The organism is Pseudomonas sp. Irchel s3b2, assembly GCF_900187445.1.
Classification (GTDB): Bacteria; Pseudomonadota; Gammaproteobacteria; order Pseudomonadales; family Pseudomonadaceae; genus Aquipseudomonas.
This window is the reverse complement of record NZ_FYEB01000010.1, coordinates 153,064-175,563: the sequence shown is the minus strand read 5'-3', so window position 1 is coordinate 175,563 and position 22,500 is coordinate 153,064. Positions and strand designations below refer to the sequence as shown.

The 22,500-nt window shown below is 61.5% G+C and carries 13 protein-coding genes and 1 pseudogene; 12 read left to right on the top strand and 2 right to left on the bottom strand.

Annotated features, from left to right (window positions below):
- Positions 1-17 precede the first annotated feature (17 nt).
- The 9 genes from CKW20_RS20430 to CKW20_RS20390 all read left to right on the top strand — a co-directional run bounded on the left by CKW20_RS20430 (position 18) and on the right by CKW20_RS20390 (position 11,148).
- Positions 18-884: an ABC transporter permease gene (locus tag CKW20_RS20430; RefSeq protein WP_095054524.1), complete on the top strand. Its 867-nt coding sequence runs from the start codon at positions 18-20 to the stop codon at positions 882-884.
- A gap of 131 nt (positions 885-1,015) precedes the next feature.
- Positions 1,016-1,936: a LysR family transcriptional regulator gene (locus CKW20_RS20425; protein ID WP_095054523.1), complete on the top strand. Its 921-nt coding sequence runs from the start codon at positions 1,016-1,018 to the stop codon at positions 1,934-1,936.
- A 198-nt stretch (positions 1,937-2,134) separates the two neighbouring features.
- Complete coding sequence (locus tag CKW20_RS20420) at positions 2,135-3,673, top strand: MFS transporter (RefSeq protein ID WP_095054522.1); 1,539 nt, start codon at positions 2,135-2,137, stop codon at positions 3,671-3,673.
- Positions 3,674-3,699: 26 nt separating this feature from the next.
- The gene (locus CKW20_RS20415) at positions 3,700-4,764 is read left to right on the top strand and encodes an HlyD family secretion protein (RefSeq protein ID WP_095054521.1); all 1,065 of its coding nucleotides are present in this window, start codon (positions 3,700-3,702) and stop codon (positions 4,762-4,764) included.
- Entirely contained in the window at positions 4,761-6,329 is a 1,569-nt protein-coding gene (locus CKW20_RS20410) for an efflux transporter outer membrane subunit (RefSeq protein WP_095054520.1), read from the top strand. The genes CKW20_RS20415 and CKW20_RS20410 overlap by 4 nt, the downstream gene beginning before the upstream one ends.
- 95 nt (positions 6,330-6,424) lie before the next feature.
- Entirely contained in the window at positions 6,425-7,207 is a 783-nt protein-coding gene (locus CKW20_RS20405) for an efflux RND transporter periplasmic adaptor subunit (protein ID WP_050682096.1), read from the top strand.
- Positions 7,204-8,523, top strand: coding sequence for an efflux RND transporter periplasmic adaptor subunit (locus CKW20_RS20400; RefSeq protein WP_095054519.1), 1,320 nt, complete (start codon positions 7,204-7,206; stop codon positions 8,521-8,523). Before CKW20_RS20405 ends, CKW20_RS20400 begins: the two co-directional genes overlap by 4 nt.
- The gene (locus CKW20_RS20395; protein ID WP_095054518.1) at positions 8,524-10,620 is read left to right on the top strand and encodes a biotin/lipoyl-binding protein; all 2,097 of its coding nucleotides are present in this window, start codon (positions 8,524-8,526) and stop codon (positions 10,618-10,620) included.
- 12 nt (positions 10,621-10,632) lie between these two features.
- Complete coding sequence (locus CKW20_RS20390) at positions 10,633-11,148, top strand: N-acetyltransferase (RefSeq protein ID WP_095054517.1); 516 nt, start codon at positions 10,633-10,635, stop codon at positions 11,146-11,148.
- Here CKW20_RS20390 and CKW20_RS20385 read toward each other — a convergent pair.
- On the bottom strand, positions 11,130-11,441 hold the full coding sequence (locus CKW20_RS20385; RefSeq protein WP_095054516.1) for a hypothetical protein: 312 nt from the start codon (positions 11,439-11,441) through the stop codon (positions 11,130-11,132). The genes CKW20_RS20390 and CKW20_RS20385 overlap by 19 nt on opposite strands.
- Positions 11,442-11,498: 57 nt before the next feature.
- The gene (locus tag CKW20_RS20380) at positions 11,499-12,086 is read right to left on the bottom strand and encodes a phage tail protein (protein WP_095054515.1); all 588 of its coding nucleotides are present in this window, start codon (positions 12,084-12,086) and stop codon (positions 11,499-11,501) included.
- Between the two features lie 246 nt (positions 12,087-12,332).
- Between CKW20_RS20380 and CKW20_RS20375 the strand changes: the two are divergent.
- The 3 genes and pseudogenes from CKW20_RS20375 to CKW20_RS20365 form a co-directional block, all read left to right on the top strand.
- A pseudogene (locus CKW20_RS20375) lies at positions 12,333-13,565 on the top strand (glycosyltransferase family 39 protein); the annotation flags it as partial.
- Positions 13,566-13,736: 171 nt separating this feature from the next.
- Complete coding sequence (locus tag CKW20_RS20370) at positions 13,737-14,582, top strand: sulfotransferase (RefSeq protein WP_095054514.1); 846 nt, start codon at positions 13,737-13,739, stop codon at positions 14,580-14,582.
- 50 nt (positions 14,583-14,632) lie between these two features.
- On the top strand, positions 14,633-22,483 hold the full coding sequence (locus CKW20_RS20365) for an Ig-like domain-containing protein (protein WP_256585081.1): 7,851 nt from the start codon (positions 14,633-14,635) through the stop codon (positions 22,481-22,483).
- Positions 22,484-22,500 lie beyond the last annotated feature (17 nt).

Genomic DNA, 22,500 nt, shown 5'->3' with positions numbered 1-22,500 from the left:
CCTTGGAGGATTGCCCGATGAGCCATTCATCATCTGCGCGTAAAGAGTACGAAACTGTTTTGCAGCCGCTGACGAGTGTGCCGCTGGAGCGCGAATTGCCGCTCGGCCAGCGCCTCTGGCAGCAGGGTTGGCTGCGCAAAAGCCTGATCCTGATGTTGCTCGCGGTGCTTTGGGAGGCCGTCGCCCGCTATCAGAACAACGACCTGCTGCTGCCGAGCTTCTTGCAAACCGCCAGCGCGCTGCAGGATGGCCTGCTCAGCGGCGAACTGCTGAGCAAGGTGTGGATTTCGCTGGTTGTTTTGCTCAAGGGTTACCTGATCGGCATCGTTCTGGCGTTTGTACTGACGACGCTGGCGGTGTCGACCCGGTTCGGTCGTGATCTGCTGAGTACGCTGACCTCGATGTTCAACCCATTGCCGGCTATTGCCCTACTGCCACTGGCGCTGCTGTGGTTCGGGCTGGGGCAGAACAGTCTGATTTTTGTACTGGTGCATTCGGTGCTCTGGGCGTTGGCCTTGAACACCTATGCCGGGTTTCTTGGCGTTTCGGATACCTTGCGCATGGCCGGGCGTAATTACGGCCTCAAGGGCATGCGTTTCGTGCTGTTCATCCTGATTCCGGCTGCGTTGCCGTCGATTCTTGCCGGACTGAAAATCGGTTGGGCGTTCGCCTGGCGTACGCTGATCGCTGCTGAATTGGTGTTTGGCGCCACCAGCGGCAAGGGCGGTTTGGGTTGGTACATCTTCCAGAATCGTAATGAGCTGTACACCGACAAGGTGTTTGCCGGGTTGGCGGTGGTGATATTGATCGGGTTGCTGGTGGAGAATCTGGTGTTTGATACGTTGGAGCGGGTGACGGTGAAGCGGTGGGGGATGCAGCGCTGAGTTTTGCGGTGACTGATCTGGCGCCATCGCGGGCAAGCCCGCGATGGCGCCAGACCTGCCAATACATCAGTCAGGAGGATGTTTGCTAGCATTGCGTCTGAATCAATCAAGATCAGACACGAGTGCTCAGCATGCAACTCCCGGACATGAACCTATTGGTCGCCCTCGACGCCTTGCTCGATGAGGGCAGTGTGGTGGGTGCTGCGCGGCGGATGAACCTCAGCCCGGCGGCGATGAGTCGGACGCTGACGCGGATTCGCGAGGCCATTGGCGATCCGATTCTGGTGCGCGCCGGTCGCGGTCTGGTGCCGACGCCCAAGGCACTGGAGTTACGCGAGCAGGTGCGGGATCTGGTGGAGCAGGCCGCTTTGCTGTTCCGCTCCGCCGATGACGTCGACTTGGGCAGTTTGCGCCGACGGTTCAGCATTCGCGCCAATGATTTCTTTGTTGGCGTCTACGGCGGCAAGCTGTTCGACACGATGGAACGCCAGGCCCCGCATTGTGAATTGCGCTTTGTCCCCGAGGGCGATGGGGACGACGAAGCCTTGCGCGAAGGGCGCATCGACTTAAGCGTCAGCAACAACCGGCCGCTGATGCCGGAAGTGAAGGTGCAGAACCTGTTTTCCACTCACTTTGTCGGGCTGGTGCGTGAAGATCACCCGTTGTTCGATGAAGAAATCACCGCCGAACGGTACGCCGGTTTTTCCCATATCAGCATGTCGCGCCGGGGGATCGCCCGCGGGCCGATCGACACGGCGCTCAACGCCTTGGGGCTGGAGCGGCGGGTGGCGGTGATTGCGCCGAGTTTCCATGCGGCGATGTTCGCCTTGCCGGATTCCGATTTGATCTTGCCGGTGCCCAAGGAAGCATTGCTGAGCGTGCGACGCCTGGGCTTGAAACTGCGATCGTTCACCCTGCCGATCCCGTTACCGACCCTGATGTTGACCCAGGCCTGGCATCCGCGTTTCGACAAGGACCCGGCTCACCGCTGGATGCGCGAAACGCTCAAGGCGTGTTGCGACGAAACCTGGCTGTCGGCACAGCCGGTTTAAAGATCAAAAGATCGCAGCCTTCGGCAGCTCCTACCGGGGATGTGTGTTCGCCATGCTTTTGTAGGAGCTGCCGAAGGCTGCGATCTTTTGACCTAACGATTGCGTATGGCGCACTTATAAGCTGCCAATAAGTCAATTTTCGTAAGCTTCCACGCTCCCTAAAATGCTTCGGTATTCCCCTTCCGGAGCTTGCAGTACATGACTTCCCTCACGGTCGCGGCGCCTCTCGCTGCGGCCAAACCAGCGACCGCCATCACGCCACCGGTCTTCGGCCCGCGAATCATCATCGGCCTGGTGGGCGTGTTGCTGGCGGTGCTGGTGTCGGGCCTGAACGAGATGGTGACCAAGGTCGCCCTGGCCGATATCCGTGGCGCGTTGGCCATCGGTTACGACGAAGGCACCTGGCTGGTCGCCAGTTACACCGCGACCTCGGTGGCCGCCATGGCGTTTGCCCCTTGGTGTTCGGTGACGTTTTCGTTGCGGCGCTTCACCCTGTACGCGATCAGTGCGTTCACGCTGTTGGGTGTGTTGTGCCCGTTGGCCCCGAATTACGAAAGCCTGCTGGTCATGCGCACCTTGCAAGGTCTGGCCGGCGGCGCGCTGCCGCCGATGCTGATGACCGTTGCCCTGCGGTTCCTGCCGGCCAACGTGAAACTCTATGGCCTGGCCGGTTATGCCCTGACGGCGACATTCGGCCCCGGTCTCGGTACACCGCTGGCCGGGTTGTGGACCGAGTACATCGGCTGGCAATGGACCTTCTGGCAAATCGTCGTGCCGTGCCTGATTGCCATGGCAGCGGTGGCTTACGGTTTACCCCAGGATCCACTACGCCTGGAGCGCTTCAAGTCATTCAACTGGCGTGGCTTGCTGCTGGGGTTTCCGGCGATCTGCATGTTGGTGATCGGCATTCTGCAGGGCAATCGGCTGGACTGGTTCGAGTCGAGCCTGATTTGCGGACTGCTCGGCGGCGGGCTGCTGTTGCTGGTGCTGTTTCTGATCAATGAGTGGTCGCAACCGATTCCGTTCTTCAAGTTGCAGATGTTAGGTATCCGCAATCTGTCGTTCGCGCTGTTGACCCTGGCCGGCGTGCTGGTGGTGTTGCTCGCGGTGGTCCTCATTCCCTCCAGTTACCTGGCGCAGGTCCAGGGTTATCGCCCGGTGCAGACCGCGCCGATCATGCTGCTGGCGGCGTTGCCTCAGTTGATCGCGCTGCCGTTGGTGGCGGCGCTGTGCAACCTGCGCTGGGTCGATTGCCGCTGGGTGCTGGGGATCGGCCTGAGCATGTTGGCGCTGTCTTGCCTCGGTGGTTCGCAGCTGACGTCGGCGTGGATTCGCGACGATTTCTATGTCCTGCAATGGCTGCAGATTTTCGGCCAGCCCATGGCCGTGCTGCCGCTGTTGATGCTCTCCACCGGCAGCATCACTCCGATGGAAGGGCCGTTCGCCTCGGCCTGGTTCAATACCGTGAAAGGCTTGGCCGCAGTGATCGCTACGGGTGTGATCGAGGCGCTGACCACTGCAAGGCTGCATTTCCACTCGACCATGCTGGTGGACAACCTTGGTAATTCGCCCTTGGTTGACGGCACTAGCGCTGGTCTCGCTCACCGACTGCATCAACAAGCCGTGGTGCTGACCTCCTCCGATCTTTACCTGTGTATGGCCGGTGTCGCCGTGACGCTGATCCTGCTGATTTTCTGGCTGCCGACGCGGATCTATCCACCGCGCGCGCCAACTTGAACGCTTTACTGAAACAGAAGGTTTTTATGACGACTCAATCAAAGCAAAAAGTCGCTGTCGGCATTGCCGCGGTGATGGCGGTCGGCGTGTTGATTTACCTGCTGGCGCCAGGTTTGTTCGGCAAGCGTACGCAGCAGAACACCAACGATGCCTTCGTCTCGGCGGACTTCACCCTGGTGGCACCGCGCGTGGCGGGATTCATCAAGGACGTGCTGGTGGAAGACAATCAGCAGGTCAAGGCAGGGCAGCTACTGGCATTGATCGATGACCGCGATCTGCGTGCTGCCGCTGAGGCTGCCAACGCTGAAACCCTGGTGGCCAGGGCGCAGCTACAGAACGCTCGTTCAACCCTTGAGCGCCAGACATCTGTGATCGCTCAGGCCCAGGCCACGGTGGTTTCGGCGAAGGCTGAAATGGCTTTCGCCGAGCATGAACTGAACCGCTACAACCATCTCGCCGGGGTCGGCGCCGGCACGGTGCAGAATGCTCAGCAAGCACGCACGCGCATCGATCAGGCCTGCGCTCGCTTGGCCAATGCCACGGCGGTGCTGGCGGCGGAACGCAAGCAGGTAGAGATCCTGACCGCCCAGCGTGATGCGGCCGAAGGTGGGCTGAAGCGAGCGCAAGCGGCGCTGGAAATGGCCAGCTATGAGCTGTCCTATACGCGCATCGTTGCGCCCCAGGACGGCATGGTCGGCGAGCGCGCGGTGCGGGTCGGCGCCTATGTCACACCGGGCAGCAAAATTCTGGCCGTGGTGCCGTTGGAGCGAGCCTATGTGGTCGCCAATTTTCAGGAAACCCAACTGACAGACGTACAGCCGGGGCAGAGCGTGCAAGTGCATGTCGACAGCCTCGGCGGCGAAGCCCTGCGCGGTCGCGTCGAGAGTATCGCACCGGCCACCGGCGTGACCTTTGCCTCGGTCAAACCGGACAACGCCACCGGCAATTTCACCAAGGTTGTGCAACGGATTCCGGTGAAAATCATCCTCGAGGCGGGGCAGCCATTGGCCGAGCGGTTGCGGGTGGGGATGTCGGTGGAGGCGAGGATTGATACGGCAAGCGCCAGCGAGCATGAGGTTGCGCAACGATGAACGTTGTTAATCGCACATCCCCGTGGCGAGGGAGCTTGCTCCCGCTGGGCTGCGAAGCGGACCCAAAAATTGCGAGTGCTGCGCACTCGAACGGGAGCAAGCTCCCTCGCCACAGGGTCAGCATTCATTCAGTGGTTTTTGTGTTGAGTCTGCTTTCATTGAGTGCTTGCACCGTCGGCCCGGACTTCCAGAAACCTCAGCCACAACAAGTGGCCGAATGGTCCAAACCAACTAAAGCCGCCGCCAGTCAGATCATTCCCAGCGAAATGGACGAACGCTGGTGGGAAGTATTTCACGACCCAAAACTCTCAGCCCTGACCCAACGCGCCCTGACCGACAACCTCGACCTGAAACTCGCCAGCAGCCGCTTGCAGCAAAGCCGCGCCGCGCGCCAGGTGATCACCGCCAATCGCTATCCCAATACCGCCGCCAGCGGCAGCTATGGGCGCAAACGCAACAGCGGTGAAGGCCTGAACGATCCTTCGGGCAACAACGGCGACTCGGCGTTCAACCTGTGGGACGCAGGCTTTTCCGCCTCCTGGGAACTGGATTTCTGGGGCCGTGTGCGCCGCGAAACCGAAGCCGCCGATGCCACGCTGGAAGTGGCGGAAAACGATCGTCGTGGCGTGCTGCTGTCGGTGCTTGCCGAAACCGCTCAGGACTACATTCAACTGCGCGGTGTGCAAAGCACGCGGGCCGTCACCGAGCAGAACCTCGACGTCGCCCGGCATAGTTTGAAACTCTCGCAACTGCGCCTGGCCGACGGTGTGGCGACGGATCTGGACGTTGCCGAAGCCGCTGCGCAAGTCGCGGCCATCGAGTCACGTTTGCCGGCGCTGGAGCAGCGTCAGTCGCAACTGATCAACGCCCTGAGCCTGTTGATGGGCGAACCACCGCAAGCGCTGTCCGCCGAGTTATCCACAGACGCCCCGGTGCCGCAAACTCCGCGTCAGGTCGCCATCGGCTTGCCGTCGCAATTGGCCGAGCGCCGCCCCGACATCCGTCAGGCCGAAGCCCGTCTGCATGCCGCGACCGCCAGCATCGGCGTGGCCAAGGGCGACTTTTATCCACGGATCACCCTGTCGGGCAACATCGGTTCGCAAGCCATGCAATTGAGCGATTTCGGTTCCTGGGGCTCGCGCTCATTCGGCATCGGCCCCCAGTTCAGCCTGCCGCTGTTCGACGGCGGTCGCCTGCGCGGCATGTTGCACCTGCGCGAAGCCCAGCAACAGGAAGCGGCGCTGGCCTACCAGCAAACCGTGCTGCGGGCCTGGCATGAAATCGATGATCAACTCACCGCCTACAACGCCAGCCAACTGCGCCGCGACAGCCTCGCCGAAGCCGTGCGCCAGAACCAGATCGCCCTGCGCACCGCACAACAGCAGTACGTCGAAGGGGTGGTGGATTTCGTCAACGTCCTCACTGTGCAAGGCGAATTGCTGGCGACCCAGCAGCAGTGGGTTGAAAGCTCGACCGGGGTGTCGTTGGCGATGGTTGGTTTGTACAAGGCGTTGGGTGGGGGATGGGAGTCGGTGTATCCGGTGGCAGAGACGGCGCAGCTCTGATCAGCGAGCCCGCTCTTTCAACCAATGATGGCCATCCGGCTTGACGCTCACCCCCGCTGTCATAGACTCCGCTCATCCGTCAGGGAGTTACGGTTATGCGGCGTGTTCGTATTCTGGTTATTGGATTGACCTTTGTAACGTGCGTAGTACAGGCGCAAACACCTGCGCCAGACGATCCGTTGCTGGAAAACAGTGCGGTCGGTGGTAATGCGTCGGCCAGCAGTGAAGCCCGTGGTGTGCTGCGAGCCCGGGATCAGGCGGTGCTGGCCAGCGAGTTGTCGGGGCGGATTGTCGAGTTGCCGTTCAGTGAGGGCGAGTCGTTCAAAAAGGGCGACACCCTGGCGCGGTTTGACTGTTCGGCTTATCAGGCTCAGCTCAATGCGGCTCAGGCTGCCAGCCGTGGTGCTGGTGAAGAGCTGGCGCACAACAAACAACTGGCAGCGTTGAATTCGGTCGGACGCTTTGAAGTGGCGCGGGCCGAGGCCAAGGTCAGCGAGATTCAGGCGCAGTCTCAGGTCTATCAGGTTCAGGTCAAACGCTGCAATGTGGTGGCGCCGTTCGATGGTCAGGTCGTCGAGCGCAAGGTCAAGCGCTACGAAAGCGTTGCCGCCGGCGCGCCGTTGCTGGACGTGGTCGATAACCGCACCCTGGAAATTCACCTCTTGGTGCCGTCGCGCTGGATGGGCAAACTCAAGCCCGGCCAGACGTTCAGTTTTGTCCCCGATGAAACCGGTCAGCCGCTGGATGCGACGGTCAAACGCCTCGGTGCGCGGATCGACGAAGGCAGCCAGACTTTGCTGCTGGTAGCGGCGCTGCCCAACGCCAACGGTCTGTTGGCTGGCATGAGCGGAACGGCGCATTTCGCGGAGTTCAAATGAACGCCCCGGTGACCGGCGGCGCCGAGCAGGTGTTCGCAAGGTTTCTCGACCTCGAACGCCAGACCCGCGCCGCGCGCACGCCTTCGCAACTGGCTTACAGCCTGGTCAATGACGGTCAGGCGCTGTTCGGTTTCCGCCATGCCGCGTTGTTGATCGCTGGCAAGGTGCAGGCGGTCACCGGTGTCAGTGCCGTGGAACCGAATGCGCCGTTCGTGGCGTTTGTCGAACAAGCGGTCGCGCAGCTGTTCAAGCTTGAGGTGTTGAAACAGGCGCGGGTGATCACGCCCGATCTGCTCAGTGAATCGATTCTGGCCGACTGGCAAAGTCTGTCAGCCGCTCAGGTGTTCTGGCTGCCGCTGATTGATCATCAGGGCGAGGTGTTCGGCGGTCTGTGGCTGGCGCGGGATGTGCCGTGGAACCCTTCCGAACAAGTGCTGCTGTCGCAGCTGGGCGACACCTACAGCCACGCCTGGCTCGCGCAGCAACCGCGCAAACCCTGGCGACTGCGCTGGACGCGCAAGCGTCAGGTGGCGCTGGTTGCCGTGTTGTTGCTCGGGTTGCTGATCCCGGTGCGCCAATCGGTGCTGGCCCCGGCCGAAGTCGTCCCGTTGGGCGGTCGGGTGGTGGTGGCGCCGCTGGATGGGGTGATCGCCGAGTTTCTGGTCAAACCTAATCAGACGGTAAAAACCGGCGACCTGCTGCTGCGCTTCGAAAGCACCACGCTCAAGGCTCAGGCCGATGTGGCCGGGCGCGCCTTGGGCGTTGCCGAAGCGGAACTCAAGGCCAATTCCCAACGCTCCTTCGCCGATGCCGAATCCAGTTCGAAAATCGATCTGCTGGCGGCGCGAGTGGAGCAGAAGCGCGCCGAACGGGATTACGCCCGTGAACTGCTCAAACGCAGCGAGGTACGCGCCGAGCGGGACGGCATCGCGGTGTTCGCCGACGCCGAGCGCTGGACCGGCAAACCGGTGCAGACCGGCGAACGTCTGATGGAAATCGCCGACCCGAACCAGGCCGAGTTGCGCATCGAATTGGCCGTGGGCGATGCGATTGCCTTGGAACCGGGGGCGCAGGTCGCGCTGTTTCTCGACAGCGATCCGCTGCAGCGGCACTTGGCCAAACTCGAACGTTCGGCCTACGAAGCGCAGCCCACCGCTGCCGGGCAACTGGCTTATCGCCTGGATGCAACGTTCGACGCCGCACCGCCACGCATCGGTTTGCGCGGCACCGCGAAAATTTTCGGCGACCGTGCGCCGCTGGCGTTGTATCTGTTGCGTCGACCACTCGCCGGTTTGCGTCAGAGCGTAGGCCTGTAAATGAGCCTGCCGAGCCTGCGGGCAGACCTGCAATTGTCGGCGTCGGCCCCGGCCCTCGACGGGTCGCCGCGCTGGACCCTGGCCGACCCGGTGCGTGGGCGTTATTTCAAACTCGGTGCGGCGGCGATGCGCCTGCTGCGCCATTGGTCCCTGGGTGATCCGGAGCAAGTGCTGCGTGCTGCCAACCGCGAACCGGGGCTGCCGCTGGATGGCGCGGCGCTTGAGCAATTGCTGGAGTTTTTGCGCGGCCACGACCTGATCAGCGCCCTCGATCCAACGCAGCGCGCCAGTTACAGCTTGAAAGCCGCGGCTCAGCGCCAGAGTCTGTGGCAAATCCTGCTGCATCAATACCTGTTTTTCCGGATTCCGCTGTGGCGCCCGGACGCCTTTCTCAATCGGGCCTGGCCGTGGCTGGAGCGTTTCGGCCCACGCGCATTGCGCTACGGATTGCCCGCGACATTGGGGCTTGGGGTGTTTCTGGTCTCGCGGGACTGGCAGCGGTTTATCGCGACCTTTCCGCACCTGTTCAGCCTCGGCGGTGCGCTGGCGTTTGCTGTGGCGCTGTTTTTCGCCAAGCTGTGCCACGAGTTCGGCCATGCCTTCATGGCCAAGCGTGCCGGTTGTCGGGTGCAGAGCATGGGCGTGGCGTTCATGGTGCTGCTGCCGATGTTTTACACGGACGTCAGCGACGCCTGGCGCGTTAATGATCGCCGTGCACGGTTGCTGATCGGTGCGGGCGGCGTGTTGGCGGAACTGGTGTTGGCGTGTATCGCGCTGCTCACCTGGTCACTGCTGCCTGATGGCCCCGGACGCACGGCGGCGTTCATGCTCGCCAGTGCGACCTGGATCACCACGCTGGTGATCAACCTCAATCCTTTCATGCGCTTCGATGGGTACTTCTTGCTCAGTGATTTCTGGGAAGTGGAGAACCTTCAAGGGCGGGCCTTTGCCTTGTGCCGCTGGCGGCTGCGCGAGTTTTTGTTCGGCTATGCAGCCCCGGCACCGGAACCGTGGTCGCCGAAGATGCAGCGGCGTTTGCTGATCTGGGGGTATGGCGCGTGGTTGTGGCGCGCGGCATTGTTTTTCGGGATTGCGCTGGCGGTCTATCACCTGTTCTTCAAGGTGTTGGGGATTTTCCTGATGCTGGTGGAGCTGGTGTGGTTCATCTTCCTGCCGATCCTGAGCGAGTGGCGGCAATGGTGGACCCGTCGCGAACAGGCGCATGCGCCTCGGGTACTGCTCAGCAGCCTGGCGTTGCTTGGGCTGTTGTTGCTGTTGGCGTTGCCTTGGCGCAGCGCGGTGGAGTTGCCGACGATGCTTGAGGCCGGACGCGCCAGTGCCCTGCACGCGCCGGTGGCCGCTCGGGTCAAAACAGTGAATGTGCATGACGGCCAGGTCGTTGCTCAGGGCGAGGTACTGATCGAGCTGGAGTCGCCGGATCTGGACTCACGCCAGGCCATCGTCCGTCGAGAGATCCAGATTCAGCAGTTGCAGATGCGTCGTCAGGCCAGCCGCAGCGAAACCGCGGCTGACGCCGGAATCGTCGAACAGCGTCTGGCCGAAGCCGTGGCCGAATATCGCGGATTGGCCGCCCAGCGTGAACGTTTGCTGCTGCGCGCCCCCCACGGTGGCAAGGTGCGCGATCTGTTGCCGCAATTGACGGTCGGTCGCTGGCTTTCGACCAAAGATCCTTTGGCCCGGGTGGTCGAAGACGGCGCGCGGTTACGCGGTTATCTGGCCGAAGCCGAACTCTGGCGTGTCGCTCCGGGTGCCAGCGGACGATTCATCGCCGATGACCCGATGCACCCGGCGATCGCCGTGCAATTGAGCGAAATCGATACCAACGGCGTGGCTTATGTCGATCAGGAAGCGCTGACCTCCGATCACCACGGGCCGATTGCCGTGCGACGCGATCAGCATCAGCGCGCCGAGCCGGTGCAGGCGCAGTACGGCGCGCGGTTGAGCATCCTCGAAAATACGCCGACACCGCTGCAGCCGTTGCGCGGCATTGTGGTGTTGCAGGGCAGTGGCGAGTCGTTGCTGGGCGTTGCCTGGCGGCGCTTGGCGGCTTTGGGGGTCAGGGAAAGCGGTTTCTAAGGGAGTACAGCGATGGCGAATATCGATTCAGTGGCAGCGGACGGCTTGGTTGTCAGGCCTTCGCGGACCAGCGATGGGCCTTTTCTGCACAGCCTTTACCAGGCGGCACGGCCGGATTTGCAATGGATCGACGGTGAGCAGGAGATGGTTGAGCAGGTGGTTGTCCAGCAGTTCAAGGTGCAGGAACAAGGGCTGGGGGAGAACTTCCCCGATGCCATGCATTACGTGATCGAGAAACTCGACACGGCCATCGGCGCGCTGACCACCGACTTCGGCCCCAATGAAATTCGCGTGCTGTACCTGGCGTTCATTCCACAGGCCCGCGGCAAGGGATATGGTCGCACGGTGCTGCAAGGCGTGCAGAAAGCCGCGCAACAAATCCGCTGTCCGGTGGCGACGGTGGTCTGGGCCAATAATCCCCATGCTCGCCAGCATTACCTGGCGCTGGGGTTTCAGGTTGAAGAGCGCAACCCGGCGGCGGAACGGTTGGTGTGGTATCCACAAAGTTCTCAGTTGAACGCGATGTAAAAGTACCCCTGTTGTGGATCCCGTCCCATCGCAGGCACCCGCGACACGAAAATGTCTTGTACCCGACCCAGCTCCGGCAACTCCAGCGCACACAATCCATCGACAAAATCGGTGGGTTGCAGGCTGTTGAACTCGACGCTGAACGGCATACGCTCGCTGTTTGGCATCTGTGACCGGGGCGTTTCCTGAAGAGTGTCGATATGGATCGGCAGTTCACTGCCATCGGGCAGCCACAGCGTCCGGGTCTTACCCAACAGTGCCTGAAAGTGTTGGCTTTGAACCTGTTGCAGCATGGCATCACTCCATAAAGCAAAAGTGGCCCGGGGATTTGCACCCCCCCGGCCGGATTCTCAGTTACGCGAAGGGAACAGCCCGTTCAGGGCGATGCTGAAGTTGAGCACCAGAAACGGGTTCATCACCGCCATGGGCAAGCCGTTGCCGGCGGATGAGATTTCCCCCGTCACCGTGCTGGTTACGCCCTTGAGCGGCACGGCCGCGGCGCCTTGCTGATCGGAGTAAATACTTGCCGAGCCAGGGCCGCCGCTGGAGGCGCCGATGTACGAGTTGGTCGCGGTCGGGTTGGTGACCGGGTTACTCGCCGGGCTGGCCAGTTGCAGGGTGGTGGTGGCCGTGAGTCCGGACAAGGCGTGGGTGTGGTTGGGCAGGTTATTGATGGTCGCGGTGACATTTTCGGTACCGGAGACTTCGCCGATGACGCGCGGGGTCAGGCCCAGGCCGTTGCCCATGGCGACCGGCATGCGACCTTGCAGGTTGGGCAGCATGAAACTGGTGGTGCCATTGCCTCCGAAGTTGACTCCCAGCAGTGCGAAAACCGTGTTGTATTGCGAGATGCTCAGCGTCTGGCCGTTGCATAGGGCCCAGCCGTTAGGCGCGAAGTTAAAGGCGAAAGGCTGGATAGTGCCGATGAATACTTCCATGGTTCCTCATCCCTCAGGTTAGTGTCTGATACGTCACGTCGCAGACCCGGTTATCCGGGCAGTTCGCGCTGATCAGCCGACTCCTTTCTTCTCCGTGGCTGGGTCACGCCACGCCAAAGCGTAGACGCTGATCCCAATGATTGCCGGACGTCGTCCGTCGCAGGGCCAGCATCGACGGCGGGCTCGCGGTTGTCCTACAGTGCTTGGGGAGCTTCGGTTTTCAGTTGGCCGTTGCAAGGGGAGGTAATGGAGGCGCGCAGAGAAACACCGTTGGGCGATCCCCAGGACCCGCATGCGATGCCGGGCTCGTGGGCTACTGCCCGTCGCTTGCTTCGATGGGCGCGGGAGCATTGGCTATTTTCGATCCTGGCATTGGCCGCTCTAGTGCGTTTTTACGATCTGACGGCGGCGGCGATTCGGGGCGACGAAGGGGCCAGTCTGTTGCTGAGCCAGTATTCCCTGGCCGGGATCTGGGAGCACGCGGCCCATGATGTGCATCCGCCGCTGTATTTCATGCTGCTGCACGGCTGGATCGGCCTGTTCGGGGATGGCATTTTTTCGATTCGCAGCCTGAGTGCATTACCGGGGATTGCCACCGTAGGGCTCGGCATCTGGCTGGTGGACCTGCTCGCTACCCGTCGCGCCGCGTTGCTGGCCGGGGTTCTGCTGGCGCTGCTGCCCACGGCGGTGCATTACAGCCAGGAAGTGCGCATGTACTCGCTGCTGGGGTTGTGGCTGATCGGTGCCACGATCGCCCTGGTGTGCTGGATAAAACGGCCGCAACGCACGCGCTATCTGGTGCTTTACACCCTCCTGATGAGTGCGGCGTTCTACACCCATTACTTCACAGTGCTGTGCGTGTTGTGCCACTGGCTGTATCTGGGATTGATCCGTGTGCAACCAGGCTATCGATTGCGGCACATTCAGCGCTCCGGCTGGTGGCTGGCGAATATGGCCATTGTGGTGTTGTACCTGCCATGGCTGCCCAATCTGATCGATCTGGTCCAGCACATGGATCAGCTCAAGGCCAATGGCGATGTAAGGTGGGACGCACCCGTCGCGCTTGGCTCGTTGCCTTCGATGATCTGGATGTTCCTGATTCAGGACGCTGGCGGCGACCTGTCCACACTGTTTTTTATTGCGCTGCCACTGGCGCTGCTGGCCCTGGCGGGCGTGGCGCTGGCGCGGGATCGCAGTGTTTTTCGTGGCAGTGCATTGGCGCTGATCTACACGGCTCTGCCGTTGTTGCTGGTGTTTGCGCTGTCGTTCATATCGCCGGTGTTCATCGAGCGTTATTTGACTGCTTATGCCTTGGGTCTGCCGATGCTTGTGGCGCTGGCAGTCGATCGCTTGTACGTGGACTTCAAGGTATTGGCGCTGGCCGTGCTGATGCTGTTTGTCGGCGTCGAGCTGGTGGGCTTGAAAAACAATGCCACAGTGGCTACCGGCGATCAGCTCAGCGTCTTGGTCGATTATGTGAGGGTGCCTCTGCGCGTCTATCTGTGCTGAAGTAAGGCTTAAACGATTCATCTTTGAGATCGTTGATGAAATCACCTTTTTCCGTCGATTTAGCTCCGATTTGATATCAAAACACCACTCGTCGTAAGGCCGTTCGTGGTCTACGCTCCGCATACAAAGGACTGATGACGGGTGAATGGATTGCAACAATTCCACTTTATCTCCGGCTTGCCACGCTCAGGCTCGACCCTGCTTTCTGCCATTCTTTTGCAGAATCCACGCTTTCATGCCGGCATGACCAGCCCTGTAGGTGCGCTATTTTCCGGCGTTCTGGAACAATGCAGCGCCGGCAGCGAATTCGGTGCGGTGATCGACACCGACCTGCGTCGCCGTCTGTTGCGCGGCCTGTTCGATTCTTTCTACGCCGACAAGGCCGACAAGCCGGTGGTGTTCGACACGAACCGCCTGTGGAGTTCGCGCCTGCCGGCGATCAGCGATCTGTTCCCTCAAGCCAAGATCATTGCCTGTGTGCGCAATGTCGCCTGGGTCATGGACAGTATCGAGCGCCTGTACCGTGCCAACCCCTTCGAAAACACCAAGCTGTTCGGCGATGCGGTCGAGCGCAACACGGTCTATAGCCGCTGCGAAACCCTGGCTCAGCGCAATCGGCTGGTTGGGTTTTCCTGGGCCGCCCTCAAGGAAGCCTATTACGGCGAACACGCCGACTCGTTGCTGATCATCGATTACGACCTGTTGAGCCAGGCGCCGGAGCGGGTGATGCGGCTGGTCTACGACTTCATCGGCGAACCCTGGTTCGAACATGACTTCGAGCATTTGGCCTACGACGCACCGGAATTCGATCAGGCCCTCGGCCTCTCGGGGCTGCACAAGGTGAAGGCCAAGGTTCAATTGCAATCCAGGCGGACGATCCTGCCGCCGGACTTGTTCAAGCAGTACGCCGAGTTGTCCTTTTGGCTCGATGGCTCAGCCAGCGCCGCCAATGTCATTCGTATGAAAGCGGACGCCGCGATCAGTTGATCGCGGCGTTTTCATTGATGCGTCAGAAAGTTCGACTCCGGGTGAGCAGCATGTGGTGGAGCAAAGGCAAGTCGCGGGTTACCGAAGGCGCACGAGCACTGGCCTCGCCAATGATCATGTCCCTGGAGCCACGCATGCTGTTCGACGGCGCGGTGGTCGCCACGGTTGCCGATACTGCCCAGGTTGACAGCCATGCCACTGCCGAGGCGGTCAAGGCACCGACGGCCGATCAACAAGTCGCCAGCCAGGATACCCATGGTCAGGCCGATGCCACACCGGCACCTGCTGCAGTGCCGGGGCAGAGCGTGGTGTTCGTCGATTCGCGGGTCAAGGATGCAGGCAGTCTGCTCCAGGGCATTGCCCCCGGCACTCAGGTGGTTCAGCTGGATGCCAGCAAAGATGGCCTGCAGCAGATCGCCGATTATCTGGACAATCATCAGGGCATCAGTTCGGTACAGATCATCGCCCATGGTAATGCTGGCGATCTGTGGCTGGGGGATAGTTATTTGTCCGCCGACAACGTCGCGGCCCGCAGCGCGGTGCTGGCGGAAATCGGCAAGGACATGAACGTCGGCGGCGACATCATGATCTATGGCTGCTACACCGCCGAAGGTGAGCGTGGCTTGAGTTTTATCGATTCGCTGGCTCAGTTGACCGGCCGCGATGTGGCGGCTTCCAGCAATCGCACCGGGATCGGTGGCGACTGGGATCTGGAAATTGCCACCGGCAACATCGAAAGCGCCAACGTCCTCTCGACCACGGCCATGAGCGACTATCAATGGGGCCTGGCCACCTGGACCGCCACCAACAACGCCAACACGGGCGTCGGCTCGTTGCGTGCCGCCATCGCATCGGCGCAGAACGGCGATATCGTTACCTTTAACAGCAGCATGACGGTGCAACTGACGTCCGAACTGCTGATCAACAAGAACATCACCGTTGATGGCGACTTGAACAACGACGGCGCCGCTGACGTGATTCTCGATGGTCAGTACAGGACCCGAGTGGTTGAAGTGGCGTCTGGCAGTGTCGTGACGCTCGATGGTCTGGTGATCACCCGGGGGCTGGTGTCGGGCACGGGCGGCAACGGTGGTTACGGCGCCACGGGCGCGATGGCCGGGGGGATTTTCAACGCAGGGATTCTGACCCTGAACAACATTACCGTGACCTCCAACGGCGCTTCCGGTGGCGGGGGCGGCGGTGGTGTCACGGGCGCTTTCTACGGTGGTGGCGGTGGTGGAGGCGGCGGTCTGGGCGGCCAGGGCGGCGGGCATGGCGGTTCGGCAGGGCCGGGCACCGGCACGTTGGGTGGTGGTGCGGGCGGCGGCGGCGCCGGTGGTTACGGCGGCGGTTATGACGCGACCCACATGGGCGGTCGCGGCGGTACCACCACTGGCGGAGCTGGCGGGCAGGGCGTTTCCTATTACAGCAACGGCGGTAACGGTGCGACGGCCACCAATGGCACGATTTCCATTGGCGGTGGTGGCGGCGGGGCCGGTTGGGACAAGGTGGGTGGCGCCGGCGGAAGCGCGGTGGGCGGGATCTACAACGCCAGCAGCGGCACCATGACCATCGTCGGCACGTCGACCATTAGCAACAACATTGGCGCCGGTGGTGGCGGCGGCGGCGGTGGTGGCCAGGGCAGCAATGCCAGCAATGGCGGCGTGGGCGGCAGGGGCGTCGGTGCGATCTGGAACAAGGGCACGCTGCTGATAACGGCCGCCAACTTCGCCGCCCTGGCCGGTAATGCCGCGGCCAGTGGTGCAGGCGGTACCGCGCAGGGCGGAGGTACAACCGGCACCTCGCCGACCTCCGTCGCGACCATCTACAACGACGGAGGTGTACTCAACACCGCGTATTCGCCACCGCCGACCGCGACCATTGTGGTCGCTGACACCACACTGAGCATCGGCGAAACGTCCTTGGTGACGATCACATTCTCCGAGGCTGTGACCGGTCTCACCAATGCGGATCTGACCATCGCCAACGGCACGCTGACGGCAGTGAGCAGCAGCGATGGCGGCATCACCTGGACGGCAACGTTCACGCCGACCGCCAGTCTTTCCGATACGACCAACGTCATTACCCTGGACAACACCGGGGTGATAAACGGTCTGGGCACTGCTGGCGTCGGTACGACCAACTCCAATAACTACGTCGTCGATACCTTACGTCCGACCGTCGGCATCGTGTTCACCGACACTGCGCTCAAGGTCGGCGAAACCTCGCTGGTAACTTTCACCTTCAGCGAGGCCGTGACCGGTTTCACCAATGCCGACCTGACGATTGCCAACGGCACCTTGACCGCGGTGAGCAGCGGCGATGGCGGCATCACCTGGACGGCGACCTTCACCCCAACCGCCAGCATCACTGACACGACCAACCTGATCACCCTGGACAACACCGGGGTCAGCGACCTGGCGGGCAACGCCGGGAGCGGCACTACTGATTCGAACAATTACGCCATCGATACCGTACGGCCAACGGCGACCATCGTGGTGACGGACACCGCGCTGAGAATCGGAGAAACCTCTCTGGTAACGATCACCTTCTCCGAAGCGGTCAGCGGTTTCACCAACGCCGACCTGACCATCGCCAACGGCACGTTGACCTCGGTGAGCAGCAGTGACGGCGGCATCACCTGGACCGCCACGTTCACCCCGAACGCGAGCATCAATGACACGACCAACCTGATCACCCTGAACAACACCGGGGTCAGCGACCTGGCGGGCAACGCTGGCAGCGGCACCACTGATTCCAACAACTATGCCATCGATACCGTGCGCCCAACGGCCACCATCGTGGTGGCGGACACTGCGCTGAGAATCGGCGAGACCTCTCTGGTGACGATCACCTTCAGTGAAGCGGTGAGCGGTTTCACCAACGCGGATCTGACCATTACCAACGGCACGTTGACCGCGGTGAGCAGCAGCGACGGCGGCATCACCTGGACCGCGACCTTCACCCCGACCGCAAGCATTAACGACACGACCAACCTGATCACCCTGGACAACACCGGGGTCAGCGACCTGGCGGGCAACGCCGGGTCCGGCACCACCGACTCCAACAACTACGCAATCGACACCGTGCGCCCAACGGCCACCATTGTGGTCGCGGACACGGCGCTGAGAATCGGCGAAACCTCTCTGGTGACGATCACCTTCAGTGAAGCGGTCAGCGGTTTCACCAATGCCGACCTGACCATTACCAACGGCACCTTGACCGCGGTGAGCAGCAGCAACGGCGGCATTACCTGGACCGCCACTTTCACGCCCTCCGCGAGCATCAATGACACCACCAACCTGATCACCCTGGACAACACCGGCGTGGCTGATCTGGGGGGTAACGCCGGCAGCGGCACCACCGATTCCAACAACTACGCGATCGATACGCTTCGCCCGACCGCCACGATTGTGCTGGCCGATACAACACTGACAGCGGGCGAAACCTCGCTGGTGACTATCACCTTCTCCGAGGCGGTGACCGGTTTCACCAACGCCGATTTGAGCATCGCCAACGGCACGTTGACCTCGGTGAGCAGCAGTGACGGTGGCATCACCTGGACCGCAACGTTTACCCCGACAGCAGGCATCATCAGCGCGACCAACGTCATCAGCCTGGCTAACACCGGCGTGGTCGATCTGGCGGGCAACACCGGCAGCGGGATCAGTTCCTCGGGCAACTACGCCATCGACACCGCTCTGCCGACCGCGACGATTGTGGTGGCGGACACTGCGCTGAGAATCGGTGAAACGTCACTGGTGACCATCGCCTTCAACCAGGCCGTAACCGGTTTCACCAACGCCGACCTGACGATTGCCAACGGCACGTTGACCTCGGTGAGCAGCAGTGATGGTGGCATCACCTGGACCGCGACCTTCACCCCGACCGCGAGCATCACCGATACGACCAACTTGATCACACTGGACAACACCGGTGTGCAGGCTGCCGCCACCGGTAACGTGGGCAGCGGCACGACCGATTCCAACAACTATGCCATCGACACTGTGCGCCCGACGGCCACCATCGTGATCGCGGACACGGCGCTGAGAATCGGCGAAACCTCTCTGGTGACGATCACCTTCTCCGAAGCGGTGAGCGGTTTCACCAACGCTGACCTGACCATTACCAACGGCACCTTGACCGCGGTGAGCAGCAGCAACGGCGGCATTACCTGGACTGCAATCTTCACGCCCTCCGCGAGCATCAACGACACCACCAACCTGATCACCCTGGACAACACCGGCGTGGCTGATCTGGGGGGTAACGCCGGCAGCGGCACGACCGATTCCAACAACTACGCGATCGATACGCTTCGCCCGACCGCCACGATTGTGCTGGCCGATACAACACTGACAGCGGGCGAAACCTCGCTGGTGACCATCACCTTCTCCGAGGCGGTGAGCGGTTTCACCAACGCCGACCTGAGCATCGCCAACGGCACTTTGAGCGCCGTCAGCAGCAGCGATGCCGGCATTACCTGGACCGCGACCTTCACCCCAACCGCTGGCGTGAATGACGCCAGCAACATCATCACCCTGGCCAATACCGGCGTGACCGATGTGGCCGGCAATACTGGCAGCGGCACTACCAACTCCGGCAACTACATCATCGATACGGTGCTGCCGACCGCCACCATCGTCGTGGCCGACAATGCGTTGAGCGTCGGTGAAACGTCGCTGGTGACCATCACCTTCAGTGAAGCGGTCAGCGGTTTCTCCAATGCCGACCTGACCATCGCCAATGGCACCTTGAGCGCCGTGACCAGTGGTGATGGTGGCATCACCTGGACCGCAACTTTTACGCCGACCAATGCCACCACCGACACCAGCAACCTCATCACCCTGGATAACAGCGGTGTGCAAAACGGCTCGGGCAACGCCGGTAGCGGCACTACCGATTCCAACAACTACGCCATCGACACCGTACGCCCGACGGCGACCATCGTGGTCGCAGACGCGGCGCTAGCGGTGGGTCAAACATCGGTGGTGACCATCACGTTCTCCGAGGCGGTCACCGGTTTTACTACAGCCGACCTGACGGTGAGCAACGGTACCCTGAGCAATCTGAGCACCAGCGATAACATCACCTACACCGCAACCCTGACACCGACGGCGAGCGTCACCGATTCGAGCAACCTGATTGCCCTGGACAACACCGGAGTGATCGATGGGGCAGGCAACACTGGCGCCGGTACTACCGATTCCAATAACTACGCTATCGACAGTCAACGTCCGACAGCCACCATTGTCTTGGCGGACACTACTCTGAGTGCTGGCGAGACTTCGCTGGTGACCATTACCTTCAGCGAGGCGGTGACGGGTTTCGACAACAGTGATTTGAGCATCGCCAACGGTACTTTGAGTGCCGTCAGCAGCAGCGACGGCGGCATCACCTGGACCGCGACCTTCACCCCAACCGCTGGCGTGAATGACGCCAGCAACATCATCACCCTGGCCAATAGCGGTGTGATCGATGTGGCCGGCAACACCGGCAGCGGCATCACCAACTCCGGCAACTACACCATCGATACGGTGCTGCCGACTGCCGCCATCGTGGTCGCCGACAATGCGTTGAGAATCGGTGAAACGTCGCTGGTGACCATTACCTTCAGTGAAGCCGTCAGCGGTTTCAGCAATACCGACCTGACCATCGCCAACGGCACCTTGAGCGCGGTGAGCAGCAGCGACGGCGGTATCACCTGGACCGCGACCTTTACGCCGACCAATGCCATCACCGACACCAGCAACGTCATCACCCTGGATAACAGCGGTGTGCAGAACGGCTCGGGCAATGCGGGCAGCGGCACCACCGATTCCAACAACTACGCCATCGACACCGTGCGCCCGACGGCCAGCATCGTGTTCACCGACACGGCCCTCAAGGCCGACGAAACTTCGCTGGTGACCATTACCTTCTCCGAGGCGGTCAGCGGATTCACCAATGCCGACCTGACGATTGCCAACGGTACCTTGAGCGCGGTGAGCAGCAGTGATGGCGGCATCACCTGGACGGCTACGTTCACGCCAACCGCCAGCATCACTGACACGACTAACCTGATCACCCTGGACAACACCGGGGTCAACGACCTGGCAGGCAATGCCGGTAGTGGCACCACAGATTCCAACAACTACGCCATTGACAGCCAACTCCCGACAGCCACTATCGTGTTGAGCGATACGACCCTGAAACCGGGGGAAACCGCGCTGGTGACCATCACTTTCAGCGAGGCGGTGAGTGGTTTCGATAACAGCGACCTGAGCGTCGCCAACGGTACGTTGAGCGCGGTGAGCAGCAACGACGGCGGCCTCACCTGGACCGGGACGTTCACCCCGACCATTGGCGTCACCGATGCCACTAACCTGATCATCCTGAACAATACTGGCGTCACCGATCTGGCGGGTAATGCGGGGACGGGCGTCACCAACTCGGCCAACTATGTGGTGGAAACCCAGGTCCCGACCGCCACGGTCGTGGTAGCCGACAGCACCCTGAAGGCGGGCGAGACTTCGCTGGTGACCATTACCTTCAGCGAGGCGGTCAGCGGTTTCAGCAACGCCGACCTGACCGTTGCCAACGGTACACTCAGCAATGTTTCGTCCAGCGATGGCGGCGTGACCTGGACCGCGACTTTCACACCGACGGTCAGCGTGACGGACACCACTAACCTGATTAGCCTGGACAACAGCGGTGTGACCAACGTGTCGGGCAACAGCGGCGTCGGCGTGACCGATTCCAATAACTATGCGATCGACACCGTTCGCCCGACCGCGACCATTGTGGTGGCGGACAACAAGCTGGGTATCGGCGAGACCACTACCGTCACCATTACCTTCAGCGAAGCGGTGTCCAGTTTCGATCTGTCGGACCTCAGCGTCGCCAATGGCGTGCTGTCCAATCTGGTCAGCAGCGATGGCGGAGTGACTTGGACCGCCACGCTCACACCGACCGCGAGCCTGAACGATGCAACCAACCTGATCCTGCTGGACACCGGCAATGTGTTCGACGCCGCAGGCAATGCCGGTGCCAGCATCGCCATTTCCAACAACTACGCGCTCGATGCGACTCGCCCGACCGTCACCATCGTGGTTGCCAACCCGATCCTGGGCATTGGTCAGACGACGTTGGTGACCTTCACGTTCAGCGAGGCGGTCAGCGACTTCGATTTGTCGGACCTGAGCGTCACCAACGGCGAGTTGATCAACCTGGCCAGCAGCGACGGCGGCAAGACCTGGACCGGAACCTTCACACCCACCGCGAACATCACTGACCCGAGCAACTTCATTGCGCTGGACACCAGCAATGTGACGGACCTGGCAGGCAACATCGGCGCCAGCGTCGCGGTCTCCAACAACTACACGATCAACACCGGGCCGGCGTTTGTGGTCTTACCACCTGTCACCGTGCCCGCTCAGCCCAACGTGCCATTACAACCGATCATCTTCACTCCACCCACTGGCGATCTCGGCTCGCCGCTGACCTTTACCCCGCTGTTTGAACAACGGGTGATCGGCAACGGCATTCGGCCTCTGGGCGACATTTTCATGAGTCACGGGGCGCTGACACCAAGCTTTATCGCACAGGTATTCAGCGGCAGTGATAGCGGTGGTGATGGCTCAGGCCACGGCTTCCTCGGTTTTGGCGGCGGGGACGGCGGGGTCTTTGGCACCAGTACGCTGTCGAGTCTGTTCAATCAGGACACTGGCAGCGAGGTCGATTCGCTGAACGCCTTCGGCAATAACTCAATCAGGACGGGAGATGCTTCCCAAGGGCTGCGCGGCGTGTTTGGCGCACCGAGTCTTGGCCAGCAATTGCAACAACTCAAAGATACCGAGCAGCGGCAGGTCGAAAGCCTGGCCGCGGCTTTGCAACAGGTCGGCATCAGTGAAATGCAGGCCTGAAAAAACCATTAAAGCAG

Excerpts from the sequence above, each read along its gene's own strand:
- CKW20_RS20385 (WP_095054516.1), bottom strand. The coding sequence starts at position 11,441 with ATGCTGCAACAGGTTCAAAGCCAACACTTTCAGGCACTGTTGGGTAAG.
- CKW20_RS20405 (WP_050682096.1), top strand. The coding sequence starts at position 6,425 with ATGCGGCGTGTTCGTATTCTGGTTATTGGATTGACCTTTGTAACGTGC.
- CKW20_RS20425 (WP_095054523.1), top strand. The coding sequence starts at position 1,016 with ATGCAACTCCCGGACATGAACCTATTGGTCGCCCTCGACGCCTTGCTC.
- CKW20_RS20390 (WP_095054517.1), top strand. The coding sequence starts at position 10,633 with ATGGCGAATATCGATTCAGTGGCAGCGGACGGCTTGGTTGTCAGGCCT.
- CKW20_RS20395 (WP_095054518.1), top strand. The coding sequence starts at position 8,524 with ATGAGCCTGCCGAGCCTGCGGGCAGACCTGCAATTGTCGGCGTCGGCC.
- CKW20_RS20410 (WP_095054520.1), top strand. The coding sequence starts at position 4,761 with ATGAACGTTGTTAATCGCACATCCCCGTGGCGAGGGAGCTTGCTCCCG.
- CKW20_RS20400 (WP_095054519.1), top strand. The coding sequence starts at position 7,204 with ATGAACGCCCCGGTGACCGGCGGCGCCGAGCAGGTGTTCGCAAGGTTT.
- CKW20_RS20415 (WP_095054521.1), top strand. The coding sequence starts at position 3,700 with ATGACGACTCAATCAAAGCAAAAAGTCGCTGTCGGCATTGCCGCGGTG.
- CKW20_RS20420 (WP_095054522.1), top strand. The coding sequence starts at position 2,135 with ATGACTTCCCTCACGGTCGCGGCGCCTCTCGCTGCGGCCAAACCAGCG.
- CKW20_RS20365 (WP_256585081.1), top strand. The coding sequence starts at position 14,633 with ATGTGGTGGAGCAAAGGCAAGTCGCGGGTTACCGAAGGCGCACGAGCA.
- CKW20_RS20380 (WP_095054515.1), bottom strand. The coding sequence starts at position 12,086 with ATGGAAGTATTCATCGGCACTATCCAGCCTTTCGCCTTTAACTTCGCG.
- CKW20_RS20430 (WP_095054524.1), top strand. The coding sequence starts at position 18 with ATGAGCCATTCATCATCTGCGCGTAAAGAGTACGAAACTGTTTTGCAG.